At 63.6% G+C, this 22,855-nt stretch carries 17 protein-coding genes; 2 read left to right on the top strand and 15 right to left on the bottom strand.

Features of this window, described 5'->3' with window-relative positions; all coding sequences use genetic code 11:
- Position 1 precedes the first annotated feature (1 nt).
- The 11 genes from QKW60_RS12035 to QKW60_RS11985 form a co-directional block, all read right to left on the bottom strand.
- On the bottom strand, positions 2 to 2,404 hold the full coding sequence (locus tag QKW60_RS12035; RefSeq protein WP_282369004.1) for a GcvT family protein: 2,403 nt from the start codon (positions 2,402 to 2,404) through the stop codon (positions 2 to 4).
- Positions 2,405 to 2,584: 180 nt separating this feature from the next.
- Complete coding sequence (locus QKW60_RS12030; protein WP_282369003.1) at positions 2,585 to 4,078, bottom strand: M81 family metallopeptidase; 1,494 nt, start codon at positions 4,076 to 4,078, stop codon at positions 2,585 to 2,587.
- A gap of 27 nt (positions 4,079 to 4,105) precedes the next feature.
- On the bottom strand, positions 4,106 to 4,966 hold the full coding sequence (locus QKW60_RS12025) for an alpha/beta fold hydrolase (protein ID WP_282369002.1): 861 nt from the start codon (positions 4,964 to 4,966) through the stop codon (positions 4,106 to 4,108).
- A 40-nt stretch (positions 4,967 to 5,006) separates the two neighbouring features.
- The gene (locus QKW60_RS12020) at positions 5,007 to 7,028 is read right to left on the bottom strand and encodes a CocE/NonD family hydrolase (RefSeq protein ID WP_282369001.1); all 2,022 of its coding nucleotides are present in this window, start codon (positions 7,026 to 7,028) and stop codon (positions 5,007 to 5,009) included.
- A gap of 3 nt (positions 7,029 to 7,031) precedes the next feature.
- Positions 7,032 to 9,044 (bottom strand): CocE/NonD family hydrolase, encoded by a 2,013-nt coding sequence (locus QKW60_RS12015; protein WP_282369000.1) that lies wholly within the window; start codon positions 9,042 to 9,044, stop codon positions 7,032 to 7,034.
- Positions 9,041 to 10,021, bottom strand: coding sequence for an ABC transporter ATP-binding protein (locus tag QKW60_RS12010; protein WP_282368999.1), 981 nt, complete (start codon positions 10,019 to 10,021; stop codon positions 9,041 to 9,043). Before QKW60_RS12010 ends, QKW60_RS12015 begins: the two co-directional genes overlap by 4 nt.
- Positions 10,018 to 10,977 carry an ABC transporter ATP-binding protein gene (locus tag QKW60_RS12005; RefSeq protein WP_282368998.1) on the bottom strand — a complete coding sequence of 320 codons (960 nt, stop codon included), beginning with the start codon at positions 10,975 to 10,977 and terminating at the stop codon, positions 10,018 to 10,020. The genes QKW60_RS12010 and QKW60_RS12005 overlap by 4 nt, the downstream gene beginning before the upstream one ends.
- Positions 10,974 to 11,786 (bottom strand): ABC transporter permease, encoded by an 813-nt coding sequence (locus tag QKW60_RS12000; protein WP_282368996.1) that lies wholly within the window; start codon positions 11,784 to 11,786, stop codon positions 10,974 to 10,976. Before QKW60_RS12000 ends, QKW60_RS12005 begins: the two co-directional genes overlap by 4 nt.
- Before the next feature lie 25 nt (positions 11,787 to 11,811).
- Positions 11,812 to 12,756 carry an ABC transporter permease gene (locus tag QKW60_RS11995; RefSeq protein WP_282368995.1) on the bottom strand — a complete coding sequence of 315 codons (945 nt, stop codon included), beginning with the start codon at positions 12,754 to 12,756 and terminating at the stop codon, positions 11,812 to 11,814.
- Between the two features lie 45 nt (positions 12,757 to 12,801).
- Complete coding sequence (locus tag QKW60_RS11990; protein ID WP_282368993.1) at positions 12,802 to 14,358, bottom strand: ABC transporter substrate-binding protein; 1,557 nt, start codon at positions 14,356 to 14,358, stop codon at positions 12,802 to 12,804.
- Between the two features lie 46 nt (positions 14,359 to 14,404).
- On the bottom strand, positions 14,405 to 15,112 hold the full coding sequence (locus tag QKW60_RS11985) for a helix-turn-helix domain-containing protein (protein ID WP_282368991.1): 708 nt from the start codon (positions 15,110 to 15,112) through the stop codon (positions 14,405 to 14,407).
- Between the two features lie 144 nt (positions 15,113 to 15,256).
- Here QKW60_RS11985 and QKW60_RS11980 point away from each other — a divergent pair, with 144 nt between their 5' ends.
- Positions 15,257 to 17,245 (top strand): CocE/NonD family hydrolase, encoded by a 1,989-nt coding sequence (locus QKW60_RS11980; RefSeq protein ID WP_282368990.1) that lies wholly within the window; start codon positions 15,257 to 15,259, stop codon positions 17,243 to 17,245.
- Positions 17,246 to 17,538: 293 nt separating this feature from the next.
- The gene (locus QKW60_RS11975; RefSeq protein WP_282368988.1) at positions 17,539 to 17,937 is read left to right on the top strand and encodes a GFA family protein; all 399 of its coding nucleotides are present in this window, start codon (positions 17,539 to 17,541) and stop codon (positions 17,935 to 17,937) included.
- Positions 17,938 to 18,011: 74 nt separating this feature from the next.
- Here the strand turns inward: QKW60_RS11975 and QKW60_RS11970 are convergent, their stop codons facing one another.
- Genes QKW60_RS11970 through QKW60_RS11955 form a run of 4 tightly spaced genes read right to left on the bottom strand, consistent with a single transcriptional unit; the run spans position 18,012 to position 22,820 of the window.
- Positions 18,012 to 20,057 carry a 3'-5' exonuclease gene (locus QKW60_RS11970; protein ID WP_282368987.1) on the bottom strand — a complete coding sequence of 682 codons (2,046 nt, stop codon included), beginning with the start codon at positions 20,055 to 20,057 and terminating at the stop codon, positions 18,012 to 18,014.
- Positions 20,050 to 20,460 (bottom strand): response regulator transcription factor, encoded by a 411-nt coding sequence (locus tag QKW60_RS11965; protein WP_282368986.1) that lies wholly within the window; start codon positions 20,458 to 20,460, stop codon positions 20,050 to 20,052. Before QKW60_RS11965 ends, QKW60_RS11970 begins: the two co-directional genes overlap by 8 nt.
- Positions 20,453 to 20,983 (bottom strand): hypothetical protein, encoded by a 531-nt coding sequence (locus QKW60_RS11960; protein WP_282368985.1) that lies wholly within the window; start codon positions 20,981 to 20,983, stop codon positions 20,453 to 20,455. The genes QKW60_RS11965 and QKW60_RS11960 overlap by 8 nt, the downstream gene beginning before the upstream one ends.
- A 10-nt stretch (positions 20,984 to 20,993) precedes the next feature.
- Positions 20,994 to 22,820, bottom strand: coding sequence for a DUF294 nucleotidyltransferase-like domain-containing protein (locus QKW60_RS11955; protein ID WP_282368983.1), 1,827 nt, complete (start codon positions 22,818 to 22,820; stop codon positions 20,994 to 20,996).
- Positions 22,821 to 22,855 lie beyond the last annotated feature (35 nt).

The following is a 22,855-nucleotide window of genomic DNA, read 5'->3' as shown; positions in this document are numbered from 1 at the left end:
CTCATCCTCGCATCGCCATACCGTCCGGGTCATAGGGAGAGGCGGCAATCACGCAAGCCTGCCGTTCCTGGCCGACGATATGTGTCGTGAGTTTCGTCCCGACCTCGTTCGCGCCCTTGTCGATCATCGCAAGCGCGTAGGACTTACCCATCGTATGGCCGTATCCGCCCGAGGTGACGAAGCCGACCCGGTTACCGTTTTGCCAGATCGGTTCATAGCCCGAGGCATCGGCATCCGTCGCATCCACTTCCAGCATCACGACGCGCCGTGACGGCCCTGCCTTGCGTTCGGCCCCGGCCGCTGTCTTGCCGATGAACTCTCCCTTGTCCCAGGCGATCCAGCGGTCCATGCCGGTTTCGCCGGGCGTGTAGGCCTGAGTGAATTCCCGGCTCCAGATCCCGAAGGACTTTTCCAGCCGGAGCGACAGGAGTGCGTTGAAGCCAACCTCGCGCAGGCCATGACCGGCGCCCGCCTCCAACAGCAGCCGTCGGAGCGCGATATGTTCGGCCGCGCCGCAGTGGATTTCATAGCCAAGCTCGCCGGTGACCGACAGGCGGCCGACCTTGGTCCGGATCAGGCCAATATCGAAGGTGCTGCAGCCCATGAAGGGCAGGTCGCCGATCGGGCCATCGGTCAGTTTTTCGATCACCGCACGGCTCTTCGGGCCGGACAGGCTGAATCCGACCGTCGCGTCCGAGATGTCGCGCAGAATCACGCCGGTGCCCGCATGGTCGGCGAACCAGCGCATATGCCAGGCGCGCAGGTAGTAGCTGCCCATGATCCACCAGGTGCCGTCGCCCCAGTTGAAGACGGTCAGGTCGCCCTTCAGCTTGCCCGCCTCCGACAGCATCGGCGCCAGCCGTGCGCGGCCCGGGCCGGGCAATTTGCAGGCCATGACCCGGTCGAGCCAGGCTTCTGCCCCCGGGCCTTTCACCTCAAACCGAGAAAAACCCGATATGTCGAGAAGCCCCACCGCCTCGCGCACCGCGCGGCATTCCTCAGCCACGAGCGGGAAGGCGTTCGACCGTTTCAGCGTTGGCTTTTCCTCAAACCCCTCAGGTGCGAAGTACAGCGGCAGCTCCAGCCCGTAACTCGCGCCCCATTTGCACCCGGCCGCTGTCATCTCGCTATAAGCCGGTGCCATTTTCAGTGGACGGCCGGCAGGAAGCTGTTCATTCGGATAGGTCATCACGAAGCGGCGGGTATAGAACTGTCCCGTGGTCTGGCGAATGAACTCCTTGTTCTCGGCAAAGGCACCGTAACGCGCCACATCCATGCCGAAGATATCCGCCTCCGGCTCGCCCTCGATGATCCATTCGGCAAGGCTCTTGCCGACACCGCCGCCCTGCAGGAAGCCCGCCATGACCGCGCAGGCGCACCAGTAGCCGGGCTTGCCGCGCACAGGGCCGACCAGCGGGTTGCCGTCGGGCGAGAAGGTGAAGGCACCATTGACCCAGGTCTTGATCCCGACCTTCTGCAGGACCGGGTAACGCTCAAACCCCAGGATCAGTTCACGCTCGATCCGGTCGGGGTCTTCCTGCTGCAACTGGAACCCGTATTCCCACGGCGCGCCATCCATCATCCAGTGCTGGTGGTCAATCTCGTAGATGCCCAGAAGCATCCCCTTCTGGTCCTGCCGCATATAGGTGAAGCCTTCGAGGTCGACGACCAGCGGCACCTCGTGATCCAGTTCGGCGATCTCAGGGATCGTCTCTGTGATCAGGTAGTGGTGGTTCAGGGGCGAGACCGGCAGTTCGATTCCCGCCATCCGACCCACCTGCTTGGCCCAGAGACCGGCGGCATTGACGACATGTTCGCAGGTGACGGTGCCCTTTTCGGTCACGACCTGCCAGCCCTCTGCCGTCTGGTTCAGTTCCAGCACGCGGTTATGTTCGATCACCGTCGCGCCGCGCTTTTTCGCAGCACCGGCATAGGCCTGCACTGTGCCGGTCGTATCGACATAGCCCTCGCGATCCGCCCACATGCCGCCAAGGATACCGTGGGTGGACATCACCGGACACTTTTCCCTGGCTTCCTCGGGCGTGATCAGTCGCACGTCCTCGATGCCGATGGACTGGAAGGTGCGGTAGGCGGATTGCAACCATTCCCAGCGGTCGGGCGTTCCGGCCAGCGTCATGCCGCCTGTCATATGCATACCGACCGACTGGCCGCTTTCCTTCTCGATCTCGCTCAGGAGGTCGATGGTATAGGCCTGCAATGAGGCAATGTTCGGATCGGCGTTCAGGGCATGAAACCCGCCCGCTGCGTGCCAGGACGATCCCGCCGTCAGCACAGAACGTTCGATCAGGCAGACATCGGTCCATCCCAGCTTGGCCAGATGATAGAGCACCGAGGTCCCGACAACCCCACCCCCGATCACGACGACCCTGTAGTGCGACTTCATGCGGTATCCCCCCATCCTTGCCGCCGCTGAACGGCGTTCCACCGGCCTTCTGTATCACCTTTCCGTACATATGTGAACGGAGTCAATCCTATTGATAAATACATAATGCAGTCTTCTGTGCGGATATTTGGTACAGAGGTGTCTAGACTGGTTTGGCGGCCGACCATCGGCGGCAGTATCTCAGCGGGCTGATGGACCAAGCCGCACACCGGGGCGCAGCTTCTTGTAGACAACATCCGATAGAACGCAGGGAAATGTACCGGGGGCGTTTACCAGTAGAATCTCTCGGGCCAGCGGTTCAAAATCGGCCCGGAAATGGGCCGTGCTTTTGACGCAAACGATACGCGCCGCTTCAGGCCTGAGGCCAAAATGGGTGAACTGCGCGCGGTCGAGGCACTGGTTGCGGATCGAGGTGACGACGACGCGGACGTCACTATTACCGTCGATCACCCGCAGCACCGCGCTCGGACCCAAGGTCGCCACGCCTCCACCATACATCTCGCCGGTATAGTGACACTGACCGTCGCTGAGTGTTTCGACGCGGAACTGCCCGATGAAGGGCCTGTCGCCCGGTATGCCCGACCGGCCACCCATCGCGCCCGCTATGACCGCCCCTGCCCCGGCATGATGCGCTGTCCTGGCCAATTCGGGATCGTGCATCAGGCCGAGGATCGCGCCTGTCGCGCCCAGATCGACCAGTGCCCGCAGAAGCCCCGTCGTGTCCGCCGTTCCCCCCGCGCCGGGATTGTCCTGCACATCGGCGATCACCACCGGTCGCCCCGGCGGCGCGGCCATGGCACGGGCGACGGCGACTGCGGGAGACAGAAGTGTGCAGTCGACCCGGGACTCGACCGCAAGCATATCCGCGAGGACGGTATCGGCCATCCTGTTGGCTTCACTTTCCGAGGGCGCATAAGCGACGATAGCGGGTCCGGCATCCGCGATGTCGGCGGCGGTGAATCCAAGCGCGAGTTCGGCGTAGGTCGATGGCCCGTCCGTAAACCGGTCAAGCCCTGCATAAAGAGCCCGCGCCGGATCGCTGCCCGTGTGCTGGGCGTGAAGCGGCACGAGATAGGGCACCTGTCGAAACGCCTTTGCAGGCCTCTGACCTCTCAGTTGGGCCTGAAGGGCAGCGAAAGCGCGCGCGCCGGTTTCGGCCATGTCGAGATGGGGATAGGTCCGATAGATGCAGATGGCATTCGTGTGCCGCACCATCTCGGCGGTCAGATTGGCATGCAGGTCGAGGCTGACGACGACCGGCAAATCGGGACCGACCTGATCGCACAACCGGCGGAGCAGTTCGCCCTCGCCATCCTCAAGGCTTTCCGTGACCATCGCGCCATGCAGGTCCAGATAGACCGCATCGACCGCGCCTGCCTGCCGCACGCCGTCGACGATACGGCCGACAATCACGTCGAAGGCGTCGTCGGTCACCGGGCCGGACGGTTCGGCGGCGCACCAAAGGATCGGGACGAGCGTGAGACCGGGAACCACGCCGGCGGCAGCCGCGAAACCGGCGATGGGCAGGTTCATGCCGCGCGTGCCTTCGATAACCTCGGTGCCGGTGAGGAGCGCGGGCCAGCTGTCGGCCATTTCGAACTCCGCCATGCCCGCGCGACCGGGTGTGAAGGTATTTGTTTCGTGCTGAAAACCGGCGATCGCGATCCGGGTCATCGCTGACCATCTTTGCTGCGCGGGGCGTCAGCTCGCCGCATGCGCCAGCTCCTCTGAAATGATATCGCGCAGTTTTGCCGCGACGATATCGGGCCGGTGCCGGGCGACCGAGACATGGCCGAGGCCGGGGATCTCGTGCAGCACGCCTTTTGGCGCGAGGTCGGAGACCACCTTGCACATGGCGGGCGGGGTCTGAACATCCTCGGAAAACGCAATGACATGGATCGGCACGGGACAGGTCTTCAGGCCCTCCCGGCAGTCGAACTCCAGGCAGGATTCCCACTGGTCGATCAGGTCTTTCGGGTTCCGGTCGCGGAACCGTTCGGTATAGGCAGCCTTGATCTCGGCCCAGAGGATGGGATCGCCAAGGGCCTTGGCCGGGAAGGCATAGGGCGCGTAATGCGGGGCGAGGAAATAGTCGGGTAGCACGATCCCGTCCTTGCGCAGGTCAATCTCGGCCTGCATCCAGTCACGGGTGAAGCCGTCGATATAGGCCGAGGTTCCCATCGGGATGGCGAGCCGGACCTTGTCGGGGAAGTCGATGGCCGTCTGCTGTGTCACCAACCCGCCGAGAGACAGACCGCAGACAATGGCCGGGCCGCCACAGAAGGCGTCGATCACCGCCGCGCAGTCGCGGGCGTAGTCGGCCATCGTCCATGGCGCGGGCGGCGAGGTCGTGGCCCCAGCGCCGCGCGGGTCGTAGGAGATGCAGCGGAAACTGTCGCGGAGCCGCGCGAATTGCTGGGAATAGCCCTCGGCAGTGGTGTCCCCGCCAGGGATGAACACGATTTCGGGGCCACTGCCCTCGATCGCGACCCGCATCGTGACGCCGTTGGCGGTCAGGCTGTGGATCTCCACGCCCGGCCCAAAGTCGGGAAATGCACCCATTCACACTCCTCCATTCGCCGCGGGGTCACGCCGGTCGTGTTCAGACAAGATCTCTCGGAACCGCCTCAGACCACGTTTTTTCGGAAACGAGCCCATCACCGTCCCGCGCCTCCAGCCGTGCGTCGATCTGCCAGACGTCCCGCAAAGCCGCGACTTTGACCGACACCGCGACCTCCGCCTGCCAGTCCCCGCGCCCGTAGGATTTGTGCCAGCGCATCGTCGCCGTAGCCGAGTTCGGATCGTCCGGGTGAATGCGGAACTGGTCTTCATCGACATAGCGGACGGTCATGTCTGTGTGCAGATGCCGCACCCGCCCGGTGTCGCCGTAGCGGGTATAGGTCTCGATCCCCGTGGCATAGTCTTTCGTCAGGGTCCTGTGGCCTGATCCCGCCTCAATGGTCTCGGTACGAAGCGGGGCCGCACCTTCGGCAGGGCCAAAGGCCGGCAGTTCCGGCCCGTCATGCGTCCGGTCGTGCAGTGGCAGTTCCAGCCGCGTATCAGTGAGGGAGAGCGTCGCCTTTTCCGCCGAGGGCCAGATGATCGGCCAATAGGCCGTGGCGAGCGCGAGCCGGAGCTTGTAGCCCGCCGGTATCCGCTGGCCAATCACGTTCAGTTGCACCACCGCATCGACCGGCGTGCCTGTTGGCAGCGGTTCGGGGTCGGAATGGCTGTTGCGGTGCGTGAGGTTAAGCACCCCGAAACAGACCAGCCGCGCGCTGCCATCCGGCGCGACCATCGACAGAACTGCGGCGAGGTTCGCCTGCGGCACATCGCTGACCACGCGGGTCTTCAAAAGCGGGAAGCCGAGGATCTCCATGTCTTCGGCAATGGGCGCGGTTTCGAAGAACGACATCCGCCCTGCTTCAGTGTTCTGGTCCAGTGCCCCGTCAGGACCGGTGCCGTAGATGCACCATGTCTGGGCCGCAGAGCCCGCGTTTTCGGGTGAACAGAGCGTAATCGGCCCGGCATCTGCCGGAGCCGTATCGTGCATTCCGTCTGGCGCGACATGCAGCACGCGCAACTCCTGCCCGGTCCGCGGCCATCCGGTCAGACCCAGCCAGCGTCCCGGGCGGTCCACCGCATAGGGGCTGGGCGCGACCGGGTCCTGCATCCAGAGCCGCATCATCGGTTCATCCATGATGCCGGTCTCGATCCCCTTCAGATGCTGGTCCCACCAGCGCAGGCATTCCTGCAGGAAGCCAATGCGCGGCGCGGGCGTGGCAAAATGCGGATATTTGTGCGCCCAGGGCCCCACCAGCGCCTTACGTGGCCCCGGCAGATGCTCCATCATCCGGAAGATCGGATTGGTATAGCCGTCCGCATAACCGCCGACCGCATAGACCGGCACTTTGATGTCGGCATAGTTCTCGCAGACCGAGCCATGGCGGTAGAAGTCGTCGCGCCGCTGGTGCCGGAACCAGTCGAGCATCCAGAGACCGTTGCCCTCCAGCCGTTCCTTCCACATGTCCCTCCACCTTTCGCCGACGATCGCCGGGTCAGGCGGAGTGTGGGCGATGGCAAAGGCGGTCGCGCCCCATGCCAGCTTGTCGGTCAGGCAGGCGCCGCCCATGAAGTGAATGTCATCGGCATAGCGGTCGTCGGTCGAACAGAGCGAAATCACCGCACCAAGTGCGGGCGGTCGCCGCGCGGCGACCTGCAAGCCGTTGAACCCGCCCCAGCTGATCCCGATCATGCCCACCTTGCCGGAACACCAGGGCTGGGCGGCGAGCCATTCGATCACGGCAAGGCAATCGTCCTGCTCCTGCAACAGGTATTCGCCTTTGCACACGCCCTCACTGTCGCCGGTGCCGCGCATGTCCACCCGCACCCCGGCATAACCGAAGCCCGCGAAATAGGGATGGGTCAGGTGGTCCCGTTCCACCGTTCCGTCGCGCTTGCGATAGGGCAGGTATTCAAGGATCGCGGGCACCGGGTCGGCCTCGGCATCCTCGGGAAGCCAGATCCGCGCTGCCAGCTTGGTGCCGTCGGGCATCGGGATCCAGCAGTTCTCAATTTCGCGGATCTTTCGGGGAAAGTTGGTTCGGACGGGAATATCGGGCATGGCTTACATTCCGTTGCGCGGGATGGTGAAGGACTGGTCGTCCTCGAAGAACAGATCGTCACCGCTCCAGCATTGGATCCGGGCGGTCAGGTGAAAATCGGTCGCTGTCGCAGTCTGTTCGGCATAGGTCTTGATCCGCACCTTCCAGTCATCGCGGGTGAACCGCGCCTCCTGCTCCATCGTCGCGCGCGCGGTCAGCGGGTCGGCAGCGTGGATCGTGTAGCGGCGGTCGGAGATATCGCCCAGAACCGTGCCGATATCGTCGAGCCTTAGATCGCCCACGGGGCCGAAGACACCGCCATCGAGGAAGAAACGCTGGGTTTCAAGGCCGGTTGTCAGGTCGGCATGGATCGAACGCTCCATTGACCCGTCGCGCACCCGCGTGACCGGGCGACGGCCCTCGTGCTTCGGCGGGTCGGGCAGCTCTCGCGGTTCGGGGGCGTCGGGTGTCGCGGTGCGCACCGACAGATGAAGCGCCGACGTTCCGGCGCTTAGCGTCAGCGTCACCGGCTCAGGTGCAGGCCAGAGGATCGGCCAATAGGCCGACGCGACCTGCACGACCAACCGATGCCCTTCCAGAACCCGGTAGCCGATTCCGTGCAGCGGTACGGTCACCGCCATCTCCTCGCCCGGGATGACAGGGGCGGGAGTGGTGTCGTCGTGTCGATGGGTCAGGTTGCAGAACCCGCGCGTGATCAGGGTCTGCGCGCCATCGGGCGCCTCATCGATCAGCAAGACCGCAACGATGCCCTGTGGACGATCGGCGCCGATGTGGAGGTCGAGTGTCGGCTGACCAAGGATGTCGACGGGCGCATCGAGCACCGGACCGTGAAGCTGCAGCGCACCGCCAGCATCGCTCCGGCAATCGGTCGGCATGTCGCCGGGGATGGCGAAGGAACACATGTCGCCGCCAGCCGAGCCGAAGGTCTGCGGCGAGCAGATCGCCATGTCCGCTCCCTCCTGCGGCACTTCACCCAGCCCGTCAGAATTCAGCCAAAGCACCCGGTCGGACACATTCGGTGATGGCCACCGTGCCTCCTCCACCCAGCGGCCTGGCCTGTGATCCTGGCTTCCGGCAGGGGCGATGCTGTCCTGCAACCAGAACCGCAGCGGCGGTTCATCCATCAGCCCGGTATCCTGCCCCTTCAGCCAGTGATCCCAGAACCGGATCACCTCGGCCACGAAATCTGCTTTCGGGGTCGGGCTGCCCTCATGTGGATAAAGGTGGGCCCATGGCCCCATCAGCACCTTCACCGGCCCCTTCAGATGCTCGGCGATGCGAAACGGCGTATCGCGGAAGAGGTCTGCCCAACCGCCGAAGAAATAGACCGGCACCTCGACATCGGCATAGTTCTCTGAGATCGAGCCGCGCCGCCACATCTCGTCATGTGTCTGATGCTCCAGCCACATCGCGGGCCAGAATCGCATCGCCTCCAGCCGCTCGCGCCACATCGTTTCCCAACGATCCGCACCGACGATCGCCGGATCGGGCGGCATGGCGTTGTAGAGCTGCATGATCGAGCCCCACCAGAAATTGTCGTTGGCAAGGCAGCCGCCATAGAAATGGATGTCCTCGCGCCAGCGGTCATCGCAGCCCATGACCGGCGCGATGGCCTTGAGCGCGGGCGGACGGGTCGCCGCGACCTGGAATGAATTGTAGGCGCCCCAGCTTTTGCCGAACATGCCGACATTGCCATCGCACCAGTCCTGTTCGGCGATCCACTGAATGACGTCGTGGCCGTCCTGAATCTCCTGATGCGAATACTCGTCTTCAGCGACGCCCTCGCTGTCGCCATAGCCGCGAATGTCGACCCGGATCGCGGCATAGCCCGCAGCGGCGAAATGGGGGTGCATGCTTTCATCGCGCATCCGGGTGCGGTCGCGGCGGCGATAGGGGATGTATTCGAGGACCGCCGGGACCGGCTTTTGCCGTGCGCCGTCGGGCAGCCACAGCCGCGCGGCAAGCTTCACCCCGTCGGGCATGGGGACCCAGACGGTTTCAATCACCTCTGTCATGGCGCGGTCTCCTTAAAGGCCGGGGGGCGTGCGCCCGGCGACAACGGAAAATGGCAGGCGATGCGGCGGTCCGTGCCCTGGGCCGCCGGGGCCTCGGTCCTGCACCGCGCCTGTGCCCACGGGCAACGCGTGTGGAACTCGCATCCCGTTGGCCGCGCAAGCAGCGACGGCACCTCGGCCGGAAGCGAAATCCGGTCCTTCGCCTTGTCCGGATCGGGTTCGGGATTGGCGCTGAGGAGTGCGGCTGTATAGGGATGCGCGGGCGCCTGAAAGATCGCCTCGGTCTCGCCCGTCTCGACGAAGCGCCCGAGATACATCACTGCCATCCGGTCAGCGACATGGTGCACGACATGCAGGTTGTGGGTGATGATCAGCATGGCGAGCCCGAGCCGTTCGCGCAGTTCGTTCAAGAGGTTCAGCACCTCGCCCTGCACCGAGACGTCAAGCCCGGCGGTTGGTTCGTCGGCGATGATGAGTTTCGGGTTGAGCGCGATGGCCCGAGCGACGCCGACGCGCCGCGCCTGCCCGCCCGACAGCTGATGCGGAAACCGGTTGGCGAAATCGCCCGAAAGCCCGACAAGGGACAGAAGGCGGTCTGCCTCGGCCCTGAGATCGGCCTCCACACCATGGACGCGGAACGGTTCGGTCACGATGTCACGGACCTGCATCCGCGGCGAGAGCGAGCCGACCGGGTCCTGGAACATCATCGCCATCTCGCGGCGCAGCGGTTTCGTGTCCGCCCCCCTGAGACCGTCAATCCGTTTGCCGTCGAAAGTGATCTCGCCCGCCGAGATTGGCTGCAGCAAGTTGACCGCCCGCGCGAGCGTCGTCTTCCCCGAGCCGCTTTCGCCGACGAGCGCGAAGGTTTCCCCGGCGGCGATATCGAAACTGACCCCGGCAACACCGAGAATGGCGCTGCGGCTCATGAGTCGCCCGACCGGGAACGAGACCTGAAGATCGCGGACAGACAGGATCATGGCGTCACCATGTGGCAACGGGCGACATGGCCGCTCTGAACGGTTTCTTCCGGCGGCGGAGTATCGCAGACGGGTGCCCGGCGGTGACAGCGCGGCGCGAAGATGCAGCCGGGCGGACGGGCGCGCAGATCGGGAATTTCGCCCGGGATCGTCGGCAGATGCCGGGTGCGGCTCGATTGCCGGGCGGGGTCGCAGTCTAAAAGCCGTTCGGTATAGGGATGACGCGAGGAGTTGAAGACCTGACGGGTGGTGCCACGCTCAACCACCTCGCCCGCATACATGACGACCACATCCTCGCAAAGCTCAGCGATCACGCCCAGATGGTGCGAAATGAAAAGAACAGAACAACCGATCTGGGCCTGAAGCTCCTGCAACAGCTCGATCGTCGCGACCTCCAGCGTCGCGTCGAGCGCGGTCGTCGGTTCATCCGCGATCAAGAGCGCAGGCTCCATCATCAGCGCCATGGCGATGGCGATGCGTTGCTTCATGCCGCCCGAAAACTGGTGCGGGAACCGCGCGAGCGCCGCCTCGGGGTCGGGGATGCGCACGCGGCGCAGCATCGCCACCGCGCGCTCGGCCTTCTCCGCCTTGCTCAGGCCAGAGCGGTACTGGATGTTGGTCATCTGCCGCCCGACCGAGATGACCGGGTTCAGCGCGCCCATCGGGTCCTGAAACACCGTCGCGATCTGCGGGCCGCGCAGTGCCGTCATCTCGCGCGGGGACAAACGCGACAGGTCGCGCCCCTGAAACATCATCTCGCCACCAGAAACACGACCGTTATCGGCGAGCAGCCCGAGGATCGCGTTGATCAGGGTCGACTTGCCGCAGCCGGATTCGCCGACGATGCCGACGATGCGCCGTTCGGGTACCTCAAAGGACACGTCCTTCAGCGCATGCAGGTCACCGCCTTCGGTCGAGAAGGTCACATTGAGGTTTTGGATCGACAGGACCGTCATCCGCGCCCCTTCAGTCTGGGATCGAACACATCGCGCAGGGCTTCGCCAAGGAAGGTGAACCCAAGCGTCGTCAGGATGATCGGAAGCCCGCCCGCGACAGCGATCCATGGCGTATCCCGGATCGCGGTGAAACCGTCGTTCAGGATCGCGCCCCAGGACGGGGTCGGCGGTCGCACACCGAGGCCGAGAAATGACATCCCGGCCTCGATTGCGATGACGACGGGGATGTCCATCGAGGCGAGGATCAGCAGGGGACCGATCACGTTCGGCAGGACATGTACCCTGAGGATACGTCCGGCCCCTGCCCCCATGCTTTGTGCGGCTGTGACGAATTCAGCCGATTTCAGCGCCAGCGTCTGGGTGCGGATGATCCGCGCGTAACCTGGCACGTTCACAAGGACGACGACAACAACGACCGCCGTCAGCGACGGGCCGAAGAGCGTCACAAGCGCCAGTGCCAGCATGACGGTCGGAAAGCTTTTCAGAGCATCGAAGACAAGGATCATGATGTTGTCGAGCCAGCGCGGCCCGTAACCGGCGATCAGCCCCAACACGATTCCAACCGCGAGCGACGCCGCGGTGGCAAAGAGCGCGACCGAAAGCGCGATCCGCCCACCATGCAGGACCCGTGCGAAGAGATCGCGGCCCAACTGATCGGTGCCCATCAGGTGGTCGATGGAGGGTGAAAGAAACCGGTCGCGCGGCGCGATCTTGTTCGGATCGGCGCTGGCGATCAGGTCAGCAAAGACCGCGCCGCCGACGACCAGCAATACCAATATGATCCCGAGCGCGCCCAAAGGCTCAGCCATGATCCGTCGGGCGGACCGTAAGGTGTTAGAAACTGCTGCGGACACGGGGATCAAGGGCTCCGACAATGAGATCGGCGACGAGGTTGATGAGGACGAAGAGAACGGTCGTTACGAGCACGGCGCCGGTGACGAGCGGGTAGTTGCGGGTCAGGATCGCATCGTAGACGAGCTTGCCGACACCCGGACGGGCGAAGACGATCTCGGCGAAGACCGCCGAGGACAGCATCTGCCCGATCCCGACACCGAGCAGCGTGATCGTCGGCAGGATCGCGATGGTCAGCGCGTATTGATAGGTGATCTGGTTGTCGGGCAGGCCAAAGGCGCGCGCGGTGCGGATATGCTGCGCCTCCAGCACCTCCAGCATCGAGGCGCGGACCATGCGCGCGATGTATCCGACCCAGCCGAGCCCGACAGCGATGGAGGGCAGAATGAGATGGACGAGTTGGTCGCCGAGATCGTCCGGCTCCCCTGCCCCGATCGCCGGCAACCAGCGCAGTGACACAGCGAAGATGAGAAGCGCGTAGATCGCGACGACGAAGGACGGCACCGCGATGACCGCGACGCTGAGAACGCCAACCAGCCGGTCGGCAAGGCTGCCGCGCTTCACGGCGGCCCAGCAGCCAAGCGGAATGCCGAGCGCGACCGACCAGACCATGCCGCCCGCGATCAGCGCGAGCGTGTAGGGCAACTGTTCCAGAACGACACGGGAAACTGGTCTGTCCGACAGAACCTCGTTCCCCAGATCGCCCTGCCAGGCATTGATGAAGAAGTTCCAGAACTGCACCCAGACCGGCTGATCGAGTCCCATCTTGATCCGCAGCGCCTCGCGCATCGCGGCCGTTGCACGCGGGCCGAGCGCCACGGCGGCAGGGTCGCCCGGGATCAGGTAGATCATGGAAAACAGGATCAGCATCGCCACGGAGACGATGAGCACGGCCAGCCCGAGGCGTGAGAGGGTATAATGCAGCATGCTGGTGAAATGGCGGGGCGACCCTTGCGGGCCGCCCCTGTCCCTTTAGGCGGACTTGAACTCGGCGAGCAGTGACTCGCCGTTCGGTTTCAGCCCCGGCTGGATCGTGTCGCGGTGGATCGCGCCAACGACCTCATGGGTGAGGAACACGTAGCATCCGCTTTCATCCATGAGCCCCTGCATCTTCTTGTAGATCTCGTCGCGTTTCGCGTTGTCGCTTTCAACGAGCCCTTGTTCGTGCAGGTCCTTGTACTCGGCGTTGTTGAACCGTTCCCAGTTCCAGACGCCGACCTGTTCGGGGGTGAACCAGACCGTGGCCCAGCTCGGGTCCGGCTGCATCGAGAAGCGGCTGAGGATCAACTGGAGGTTCATGAAGTAATCGCCCTCCTTCGCCCCAAGCGTCCAGAACGTGCCGCTGTCATTCTGCTTGATTTCGCAGGTGACGCCGACATCGGCCAGGTTGGCCTGAATGACCTGAGCCGCCGAGAGCCGTTCGGACTGGTTGAGGATATCGAGCGTTACCGTCAGACCCTCTGCCCCTGCCTCGGCCAGCAACGCGCGCGCCTTGTCGGGGTCATAGTCGTAGGTCACGCTGTCGCGCGATCCCGGCAGGCCCGGCGCGATGATGCCGTTGCCCACGGCAGCAGCCCCGAAATAGGCCGCATCCACCACAGACGTGCGGTCAATGGCGTGCTGGATCGCCCGGCGGATGCGAACGTCCTTGAGCGCCTCGTTGTCCTGGTTCATCCCCAGCCAGACATAGGCGAGCGATGGCTTTTCCAGCACGACGCTGCCTGCGGGCGGGTTCTCCTTCAGGCGCGGAATCGACGACACGGAGGTCCAGGTGTAGTCAAGGTCCCCGGCCTCAAAACCGCGTTCCGCCGTCGCAGGGTCTTCAATCGGGATGATATGGATCTCGTCGAACCCGCCCGGCTCGTGCTGCCAGTCGGGGTTGCGGCGCAGAATGGTTTTCTGCTTGGGCACCCATTCGGCAAGCAGGTACTGGCCAGATTGTGCAACCGGTTTCGTCGTTATCTTGTCGCCCAGTTCCTCCATCGCGCGCTTGGACAAGATGCAGGAAGCCGCCGTCGGCAGGGTCGTTGTCCAGAGCGGGACGAACTTGTTCTTGAGGTGGATGAGGCCCGAGAGCTTGTCCTTGACCTCGACTTCCTTCAGCGCAGACCAGTCGCCTGCATAGGGGCTTTCCATGGCCGGGTCGGCAAAACGCTCGATTGAGAATTTTACGTCTTCGGCCGTCATCTGGCCGTAACCATCGGTGAAGCCGATATTGTCCTTCAGGGTAAATGCGACGGTGACATCGTCGAGCTGTTCGATGCTGTCAACGGCAACGGCCTTCCAGTCCCATGTGTCGCCGGGCTGCGGGGTCACCATGGGTGCGAAGATCGCGGTGATGATATCGCCCTCGGGCAGAGACAGACGGAAGGCCGGATCGAGAACCTGAATGTCTGAATAGGACCTGAGTGTCAGAACTTTCCCGTCCTGCGACAAAGCCATGCGTGGCACCGCCACCGTCGCAGCCCCGAATGCACCTGCCGCAGCGAGGAACGAACGCCGCGAAACCCCTGATAGATTCATCGTCATCGGTTATAGCTCCCTGTTGTTTGTCGTATGTCCGTCTTTTGGGCTCTTAGCCCGAGCCACCTTCTCCTTGCTGACTTGTCTGGCCCTTTCGGACCGCCTGGGCCCCCACCACTACGTATTTCGGAATGACGATCGGGGAGATTGCCCAGATCAGTTTAGCAGGTTTGTCCGTCCGGTTCCGCGCATTGTGAATGATTTCGGTCGGAAAGCTGAAACTGTCACCTTCCTGAAGCGTGATGAACTCGTTCTCAAGCTGCAGTTCCAGCTGACCTTCGAGGATGAACCCGTGCTGTTCCCCGGCATGCTGATAGATCGTATGACCCGGGCGTTCAGAATGCGGTTCATATTCCGCGACACCCATCAGAATCTGGCCGGCGATCGAGCTGGACAGAAGTTCATCGGAAAGACCGATCTGGTCCTTGTCCTCTCGATAAAGGCGGTTGAGGTCGCGGCGGTTTCGCTTGCGCACGACATAGGCCCGCTCCAGCGGGCCGGAACCGGGACGCCGGGCGAAGAACCAATCCGGGTCGATATCCAAAGCGGCAGCGATCCTGTGCACGACATCGAGCGACGGGCTCGTGGCGCTGCGTTCGATCGCACTGAGATGACTGACGGATATTCCCGTCACCTCCGCCACCTCTTTGAGCGTAAGCAGACGCGCCTTGCGAACCTGGCGCATTTCCGACCCCAGAGAAATCAGGCTCTCGGCCGAGCCGATCGCATCTTGATCAAGGGTCGTGTCATTCCCGTCCATCGGCCTCAGGCGTCCGTGATGGTGAGTCGCAATGGAATACTGCCACATTATTCGCTTATGAAAAGAATTTTCTGGTGAAATTCTTTATCGCCATTACGCTATTTGGGAACTATTGGCTGCGGTACATGCGGGAGCGAGGTTCAAGTGCCTGACAGGATTGACAGTTCCGACTATAGCAGCGTTCGGGAATCGGAGCATGTCTGGATCCCGATGGCGGATGGCACGCGTCTTGCCGCACGCATCTGGTGGCCCGCTGGGCCGGGCCCCTTCCCTGCGATCCTGGAATACATCCCCTACCGCAAGCGCGACATGGTCCGCGCCCGGGATGAGCGCAATCACCCCTATTTCGCGGCACATGGCTATGTCTGCCTGCGCGTCGACATGCGCGGTTCCGGCGACAGTGAAGGCATCATGCCCGACATGTATGCCGATGCCGAACTCGACGACGCGCGTCAGGTCATCGCCTGGATCGCGGCACAGGACTGGTCGTCGGGTGCTGTCGGCATGTTCGGCACATCCTGGGGCGGCACGGCCAGCCTGCAGGCGGCGGTCGATGCACCTGGACCGCTCAAGGCGGTGCTTGCCAATTGCGCGACGGCCGACCGGTTCGAGGATGACATACACTGGATGGGCGGCTGCCTTCTGACAGACGGTTTCGAATGGGGCGCGACCCTGCCCGCGATCCTCGCCGCCCCGCCCGACAGCGCGACCGTCGGCGAGGACTGGATGGCAATCTGGAAAGCCCGACTTGATCGCGCCACCTGTCCCCTTGATGCGTGGATTAAGCACCCAACGCGTGGGTCATACTGGCGGCACGGGTCGGTGCGGTTCGCAGCCGAACACCTGTCCTGCCCGGTTCTGACGATAGGAGGGTGGGCCGACCGCTATTCGAATTCGGTGATGCGGTTGGTGGATGCACGGCCCGATCTCTGCTGGGGCGTCGTTGGTCCGTGGGGACACCACTACCCCGATCACGGTGAACCGGGTCCGGCCATCAGCTTTCAGAATCTCGCCCTTCAGTGGTGGGACCACTGGCTGAAGGGCGAGCAGAATGCCGTCACGAATTGGCCGAGACTACGCCTGTGGCAGCGCGAATTCGATCCGCCGCAGGACCGGCTTTTCATCCGCAGCGGCGATTGGATCGAAATCAACCGGCCTGCTGCATCCGAAGAGACACGTCTCTACTTTCGGGACGAAGGTATTCTGTCAAATGAACCCGGCACCCCGGCCGAACTGCCGGTTCCATCAGACCTCTTGCATGGCATCTGCGCAGGCGACACCGGCTATTTCGGCCGTGCAGGCGGTCTTCCGCAGGATCAGGCTCCCGACGACGCCCACGCCCTTTGCTTCGACAGCGCGCCCTTGTCCGAACCGATGGACGTGATCGGGCATCCGGTAATGTCGATCACGGTCCGGCGCGACCGCCCACGCGCACAACTCGTCCTTCGGCTTTGCGACGTCGCGCCGGATGGCCGGTCAAATCTCGTGACGCGCCATGTCGTCAATCTCGCGCTTGACGACGATCTCGACGGTGACCGACCGTTTACGCCCGACGTGCCCGCAACCTATCGTATCGCGCTTCCCGCGACAGCTTACCGGTTTATCCCCGGTCACCGAGTCAGACTGGCCATTGCAGGCTCTTACTGGCCGCTTGTCTGGCCGGAACTGCCGCTCGCCCGAATTTCGGTCGCGACCGGGGAAGCCAGCCTTGACCTGCCGGCCGGCCGCGATGCTGATCCCCTGACAGAGCCGCTTCCCGAGGTCAGACACCTTCCGGCGAAGCCAAGCTGGACAACCCGGTCAGACGGCCCGTTGCATCGCGAAACCGACACCAGTAATCCCGATTGCGTGAAGGTGACCTGGGCGCAGCCGAGCTATACCCACCAGTTCGAACAAACCGGGACAACATTCACCTATTGCACATCGGCCGAGTACAGGGCGCATCTCGCCGGGCCAATCGCCGTTGAATGCATCATTGAGCATCGTCAGATCATTGCACGCCCGGATGGCGAAGCGCGGATTGACAGCGTTCTGAGATCCCGGCTGACCTTAACCGGCCTGGATCTGGACTGCCGCCTTGACGTCCGGTGGAACGACGACATCATCGCAACGCAATCCTGGCACTCAACCTAGAGCGGTTTCACGCCATCGGCCTGCACTAAACCTTGCAGGCTTGCCATGCCACCGCGACGTCTCAATAACTTTGGCCTATGCATTCAGATCCTTGAGCAGGCGACCGTGTTTCCTGACCTCGGCCAGCACGTCGCCAAGCGTGGTGTGCCCGCCGGGCCGGGTTTACCTAACCGGAGTTGGTTTTCCTGACGACCCGTGCGCGTGAGACGTGCGGACGGATGTGCCTGCTGGACCGGGGTTCCGACAAACCGTAGATTGCCCGTGCGGTTTCGGCAGATCTGGCAGAGGATCCAATGGAGCATCAGCCCATGCGTGTAACGGGCGGCTGCCTGTGCGGAAACATCCGCTACGAAGCCGATGTCTTTTTGCACAACGGCTATATCTGTCATTGCACAATCTGCCAGCGGAGCACCGGCCAACCTGCCGAAATCACCGTCCTGATCAAGGCGGGAACACTCAAATATCTGAAAGAAGAACCAAAATATTTTGTATCCTCGGATACGGGAAAACGCGGATTCTGCGAGAATTGCGGCTCTCGCATCGTTTGGCAGGCATTGGCGGCAGAAGATGACTGGCTGACCATGTCACCGTCGGCAGTCTGGACCGCCCGGCTGAAGCGCGGGTCACGCGGCACATATACGCCGACACGCAACTGCCATGGTATCATGCCTGCGAGGACCTGCCGAAGTTGACGGAGGATGACGCGGACCGGCTGATTGAAATCTTGCGCGCAGAGCTTCGCCCTGAATTGCTGCGCTGATCCTTGTCAGGCGTTGAGGTCTTTCAGCAGCCGTCCATGTTTTCTGACCTCGGTCAGGACATCGCCAAAGGTCTCTACCCCCCGCCCCTTCAGCATTGGCAGCAGCTTCAGGAAGGCCTCGGCCGTTGCGATCGTATCGCCGATGGCCGTATGGCGGGCCTCTTCCGGGATGGTTATGCCAAGCCGTGAGGACAGCGCATCGAGCGAGTGGCTTTCGGTTTGGCCGTAGACCACCGCTGACAGAAGGACAGTATCGAGGATCGGGTGGTCAAAGACGCGGCCGGTCTCTTTCTCACGCCGCCTGAGGAACGTCATGTCGAAAGGTGCGTTGTGGGCGATCAGCACTGCACCTTCGGTAAAACGATGAAAGCGTTTCAGAGCCTCGACCACGTTCGGGGCCCCGGCGACCATGGTGTCGGATATGCCGTGAACGGCGGTTGCCTTAGGCGGGATCGTCCGACCCGGATCGACCAGCATGTCAAAGACCTCGCCGGGCACCCGCCGTCCGTTCACAAGCCGCAGCCCGGCGATCTGAACAATCTCGTCGCCGTCCTCGGGCAGAAGTCCGGTCGTCTCGGTATCGAAGACGACGTAGGTCAGCCGGTCGAGCGGCGTATCGGCAAGATCGGCGGGCGCCGACTTCATCAGAAGGTCGAAATCATAGACGACATGGCGTGCGATCGGGGCAACCTTGGCCCCGGCGCGGCGCGCCTCGCGGATCGGCAGGCGGATCGCGGCCTGTCCGTCCTGCCATTCCGGCCAGCACTCGGTCGCGTGCGCCGCGAGGACCGAGCGCCCCGTCACCTCGCCCGCAGCCGGGTCGATGGGGTCAGCAAGCCATGCCTCAAGGGTTCCGACAGAAAGTGCCTGCCCTTCCCAGCCAAGCGTGATCATTGCGCCTGGACCGTCCTCACTCACCTCTAGCGACACCGACGCCACCCCAAGCCGTTTCGCGAGCCGCGCGAGAAGTGCGACGACCTCGAAACCGTCGCAGCGCACGATCAGGTCGGCAGCTTCCGACTTGACGGTCAGGCCCGCAGCCTCGACCCGGGCCCGGAACCCGTCCAGCAGGTCGGCAGCGCGGGTCGCCGGAAGGACGTTCCAACTGCCCCGCGCTGCGTCGTAGCGGTCGGCGAGGTCGTTGACCGAACCGGCCAGAGCGCCGACCTCTTCGATCAGTGCGGCGTTCAGCGCCGCCTTGTCTTCGGCCACGTCCATCACGCCGATCACGGTCTGAAGGTTCGCGGCCGGGCGCCGGATGCGGTCGAAGATATCTTCCAGCAGCCGGTCACGACCGGCATGGGCGGCAAGATCACCCGTCACGTCCCGAAGCGTCAGCACGTAGCCAGTCGATCCTCCGCGGTCGAGAAGCCGCATCCGCCCCGAAAGCACCTTTGCACCGTCGCGTGTCGCGACCATGAGGTCGGCCACGGCCTCGGCATCCCCGGCGGCCACCAGCCGCTCATAGGCATGCAGAAGCGGTGCTTCGCGCAAGTGGTCGAAAACCCTACGGTCGAGGCCCGGGGTAGTGCCGAGAATGTCGCTCGCCGGTCCGTTGTAGAAGACAAGCTGATGCGTCCCCGAACAGAGAAGCACGCCGGCCGGGACATCCGACAAAAGCGCCTCCAGCCGCGCCTTTTCCTTTTGCAATCGTCCGGTTTCGCGTTCAACCGCATCGGCAAGCGCGGCCCGCGTTTCGGACAAAGCGTCGGTCACTGCCGTCGCAGCCGGGCCGAGGTCGCCGAGATAGCGGCCGGGGGCGGCATCGAATATGCCCGCACTCTCGGCATGGGCCTGCGCCCGCATTCCCGCCGCCAGCCGGTCAAGCGCGCGGCCGACATTTTCGTCGAAGAGAAACCAGATGCCCGCGACCAGACCAAGGATTGCGAAGCCCGCAACAGCCCCGGCAGTCACGAAAGCCGAAAGCGCATCGGGATCGCCGAATTGCCGGTATCCGAACCAGAGACCGGCCACGACCGCACCAACACCCCCTGCGGTCATCGCGGCGAAGAACAGAAGCAAGCGCTGGCGCAGGCTCAGGCGGTCAAGCATCGCCTCCCGCCCCTTCGGCACCGGGTTCGAGAAGCTTGCGCACCTCGTCGCGCAGTTCCTTGAGCTCGAACGGCTTGGCGATGAAACCATCGGCGCCGAGCGCCAATCCCTTGCGGCGTTCCATCGCCGACCCGCGCGCCGTCATCATCAGGATCTTCACGTCCTTCAGTTTCGGGTCCATGCGCACGTTCTGGCAGATCTCATAGCCCGAAACTTCGGGCAGCATCACATCGAGGAGCACCAGATCGGGCGAAGTGTCGCGGATCTTCGGCAGTGCTTCGGCCCCGTTGGCGATGCGGTCATGACTGTAGCCCTCGCGCGTCAGCACATAGTCGAGCGCCAGGGCAATATTGTCCTCGTCCTCGACGATCAGGACCCGGTGGCGTTTTATGGGTTCAGCCATTCGTCCCTCCTCCGCATGCAGCCCGGAAAGCGGCATCCTCCCGGTCAATGTCCAGCCAGTTGGCACCCGTCAGATCCTCTACCGTAGCACCTTCCACACCGGCATCCGCACGCCGGCCACCCGCACAGTCGAACACGACCGTAAGCGCATAGGACGGCTTCCAGCGTTCCAGTAGATGAATGCGTGCAAGACGGTAATCCGGCCCGGGATCGGCAGGCAGCGCAGCCTCCGGTCCGCGATCCAGCATCGCCATCCGCGTCGTGACCGGGGCCAGATAGGTCCATGGCCGCCAGACCTGGCTCTGCGAATTGCGGAACGTGACCACCGCCGTTTCTGGATAGAGCGCGGCATATCGATTGGCCCAGCTGTATTCATTCCAGATGGTGAAACACAGCATCGCGACCCCGACCGCAGCCGGCATCGTCCATTTCGGCACACGCCGCCCGGTCATGTGATTGATCAGCAGGAGCGAGCCGCCGATCGCAAACCCGATGGCAATCATGGAGATGAAATCAATCAGCATGGTTCATCCTTTAATTCAGGGCTCCCTTACCGTGACCAACGGCCGATTGCATCGTCCTGACCACGACAAAGGCATCGCGCAGGTGGCTGCGCTCAAAATCGGAAAGGCTGGCAGGCGTAAGGAAATTGTCGGGCTTTTCACCCGCCTTCACCCGCGCCGCCTGATGATTGAGCCTTGTTTCGGCGATGAGGTCATAAGCCTCGATAAGGTCCCGGCCACCGGAATTCGACACGACCCCGGCGTCGATCGCGGCTTCCAGCCGCGCCCGCGTATTAACCTGCGTCAGACGCCCCTGAAGTGCATAGACGCGGGCGAGGTCAGTGACCGGCACGACGCCCGAATGCTTCATGTCGATCTGGTTGCGATGCTCGCCCGAACGGATCGTCGCAAAACCCCTGATGAGGCCAAGGGGCGGAGTATGTTTCAGCGAATTGCCGATCATATGGGCGACAAAGATCGAGTTCTTCGAGGCGGCGTCCAGCGTCTCGGCCTGAAGCTCGCCGAAGAGATGCGCAGCCCCGCCGATCGGGCGCAGGTCGAACATGACCGAGGCGAGCATCTGCGCCTCGGGGTTGGGTGTCGCGATCCAGCCCCGGAAGTAGTCGCGCCAGACCCGGACCGGCTGGCACCAGCGTGGATTGGTCGCCATCATATCGCCGGGGCAATAGACATAGCCGCAGGTGTTGAGCCCGTCAGAGACGTATTTCGCGAGAGACGCGAAATAGGCCATGTCAGCCTCGGTCACGGCATCGTCCAGCATCATGCAGTTGTCCTGATCGCTGACGCCGGTTTGTTCCTGCCGCCCCTGTGACCCGCAGGCCAGCCAGAGATAGGGCACCGGCGGCGATCCCAGCTCTTTTTCGGCCAAGGCAAGCAGGCGGCGCGTGACGGCGTCGGCAATGTCGGTGATGAGCCGCGTCGTCACCTCATGCGCATTATGACCGCCGACAAGCTGGCGCAGCAGGCCCGGAATTCGTGCGGTCGTCTCCGCCATCTCGAAGGCGCTCGCCGCAAGCGCAATATCGCGGATGAGGACGGCAGAGCTGACCGCCTGATGCCGGGTGATGTCGGTCTGTGTGATCATGCCGACGAGCCGGCCGCCCTCGGTCACCGGCACATGACCGACCCGGCGTTCGAGCATCAGGTGCAGGATGTCCGTGCCCAGCGCCTGCGGCGCCAGCGTCGCGGGGTTTGCCGTCATGATCTCCGCCACGGGGGTATCGGCATCGCGCCCCTCGGCGAGCACCCGGTGCGACAGATCGCGGGTCGTGACGATGCCCTGGAGCGTCCCGTCCGCGCCGGTGACGCCAAGGCTCGACACATGCGCCTCGCGCATCTTCCGGGCGGCTTCGGCCACCGTGGTATCCAGAGTGCAGGTCACGGGGTCCCGTGCCATCAGATCGCCGACGCGTCGGGTGGCAAGGTCGCTGCCGCGCGGCTCCGCCCCCCTGCCCCGGCTGAAGAACCTGGCAAAGGCGGGAGCATCGGAAACCAGACGGCGGAACTCCTCCACCGGCAGGACCAGAAGCCGGGACAAGCTGGTTGTACGGGCGGTCGTCGCTGCGCGTCCGTCACGCATCAGACCGCGTTCGCCGAACGAATTGCGCGGGCCAAGCAGCGAGACCAGCGCGCCGTTCGCATCGAGGATCTCGACACCGCCACGCTCGATCAGGAAGAGTCCCGGCAGGACATCGCCCTGCGCATAGATCTCGGCGCCCTGCGCCAGCTCTCTGCGGCCGAAGGAACCGGCGACACGCGCCAGTTCGTCCTGCGGCAGAGCATCGTAAGGATGAACCGTCTCAAGAAAGGCCTGAACGGTTCCGGATATGTCGTTCACGCAAAACCTCCTGAAGCGGGATGGCGCGCCCCGTT

The organism is Albidovulum aestuarii, assembly GCF_029961185.1.
In the GTDB taxonomy this organism is placed as follows: Bacteria; Pseudomonadota; Alphaproteobacteria; order Rhodobacterales; family Rhodobacteraceae; genus Albidovulum; species Albidovulum aestuarii.
The sequence above is the reverse complement of the archived record's forward strand: the minus strand, read 5'-3'. Positions and strand labels throughout refer to the sequence as shown.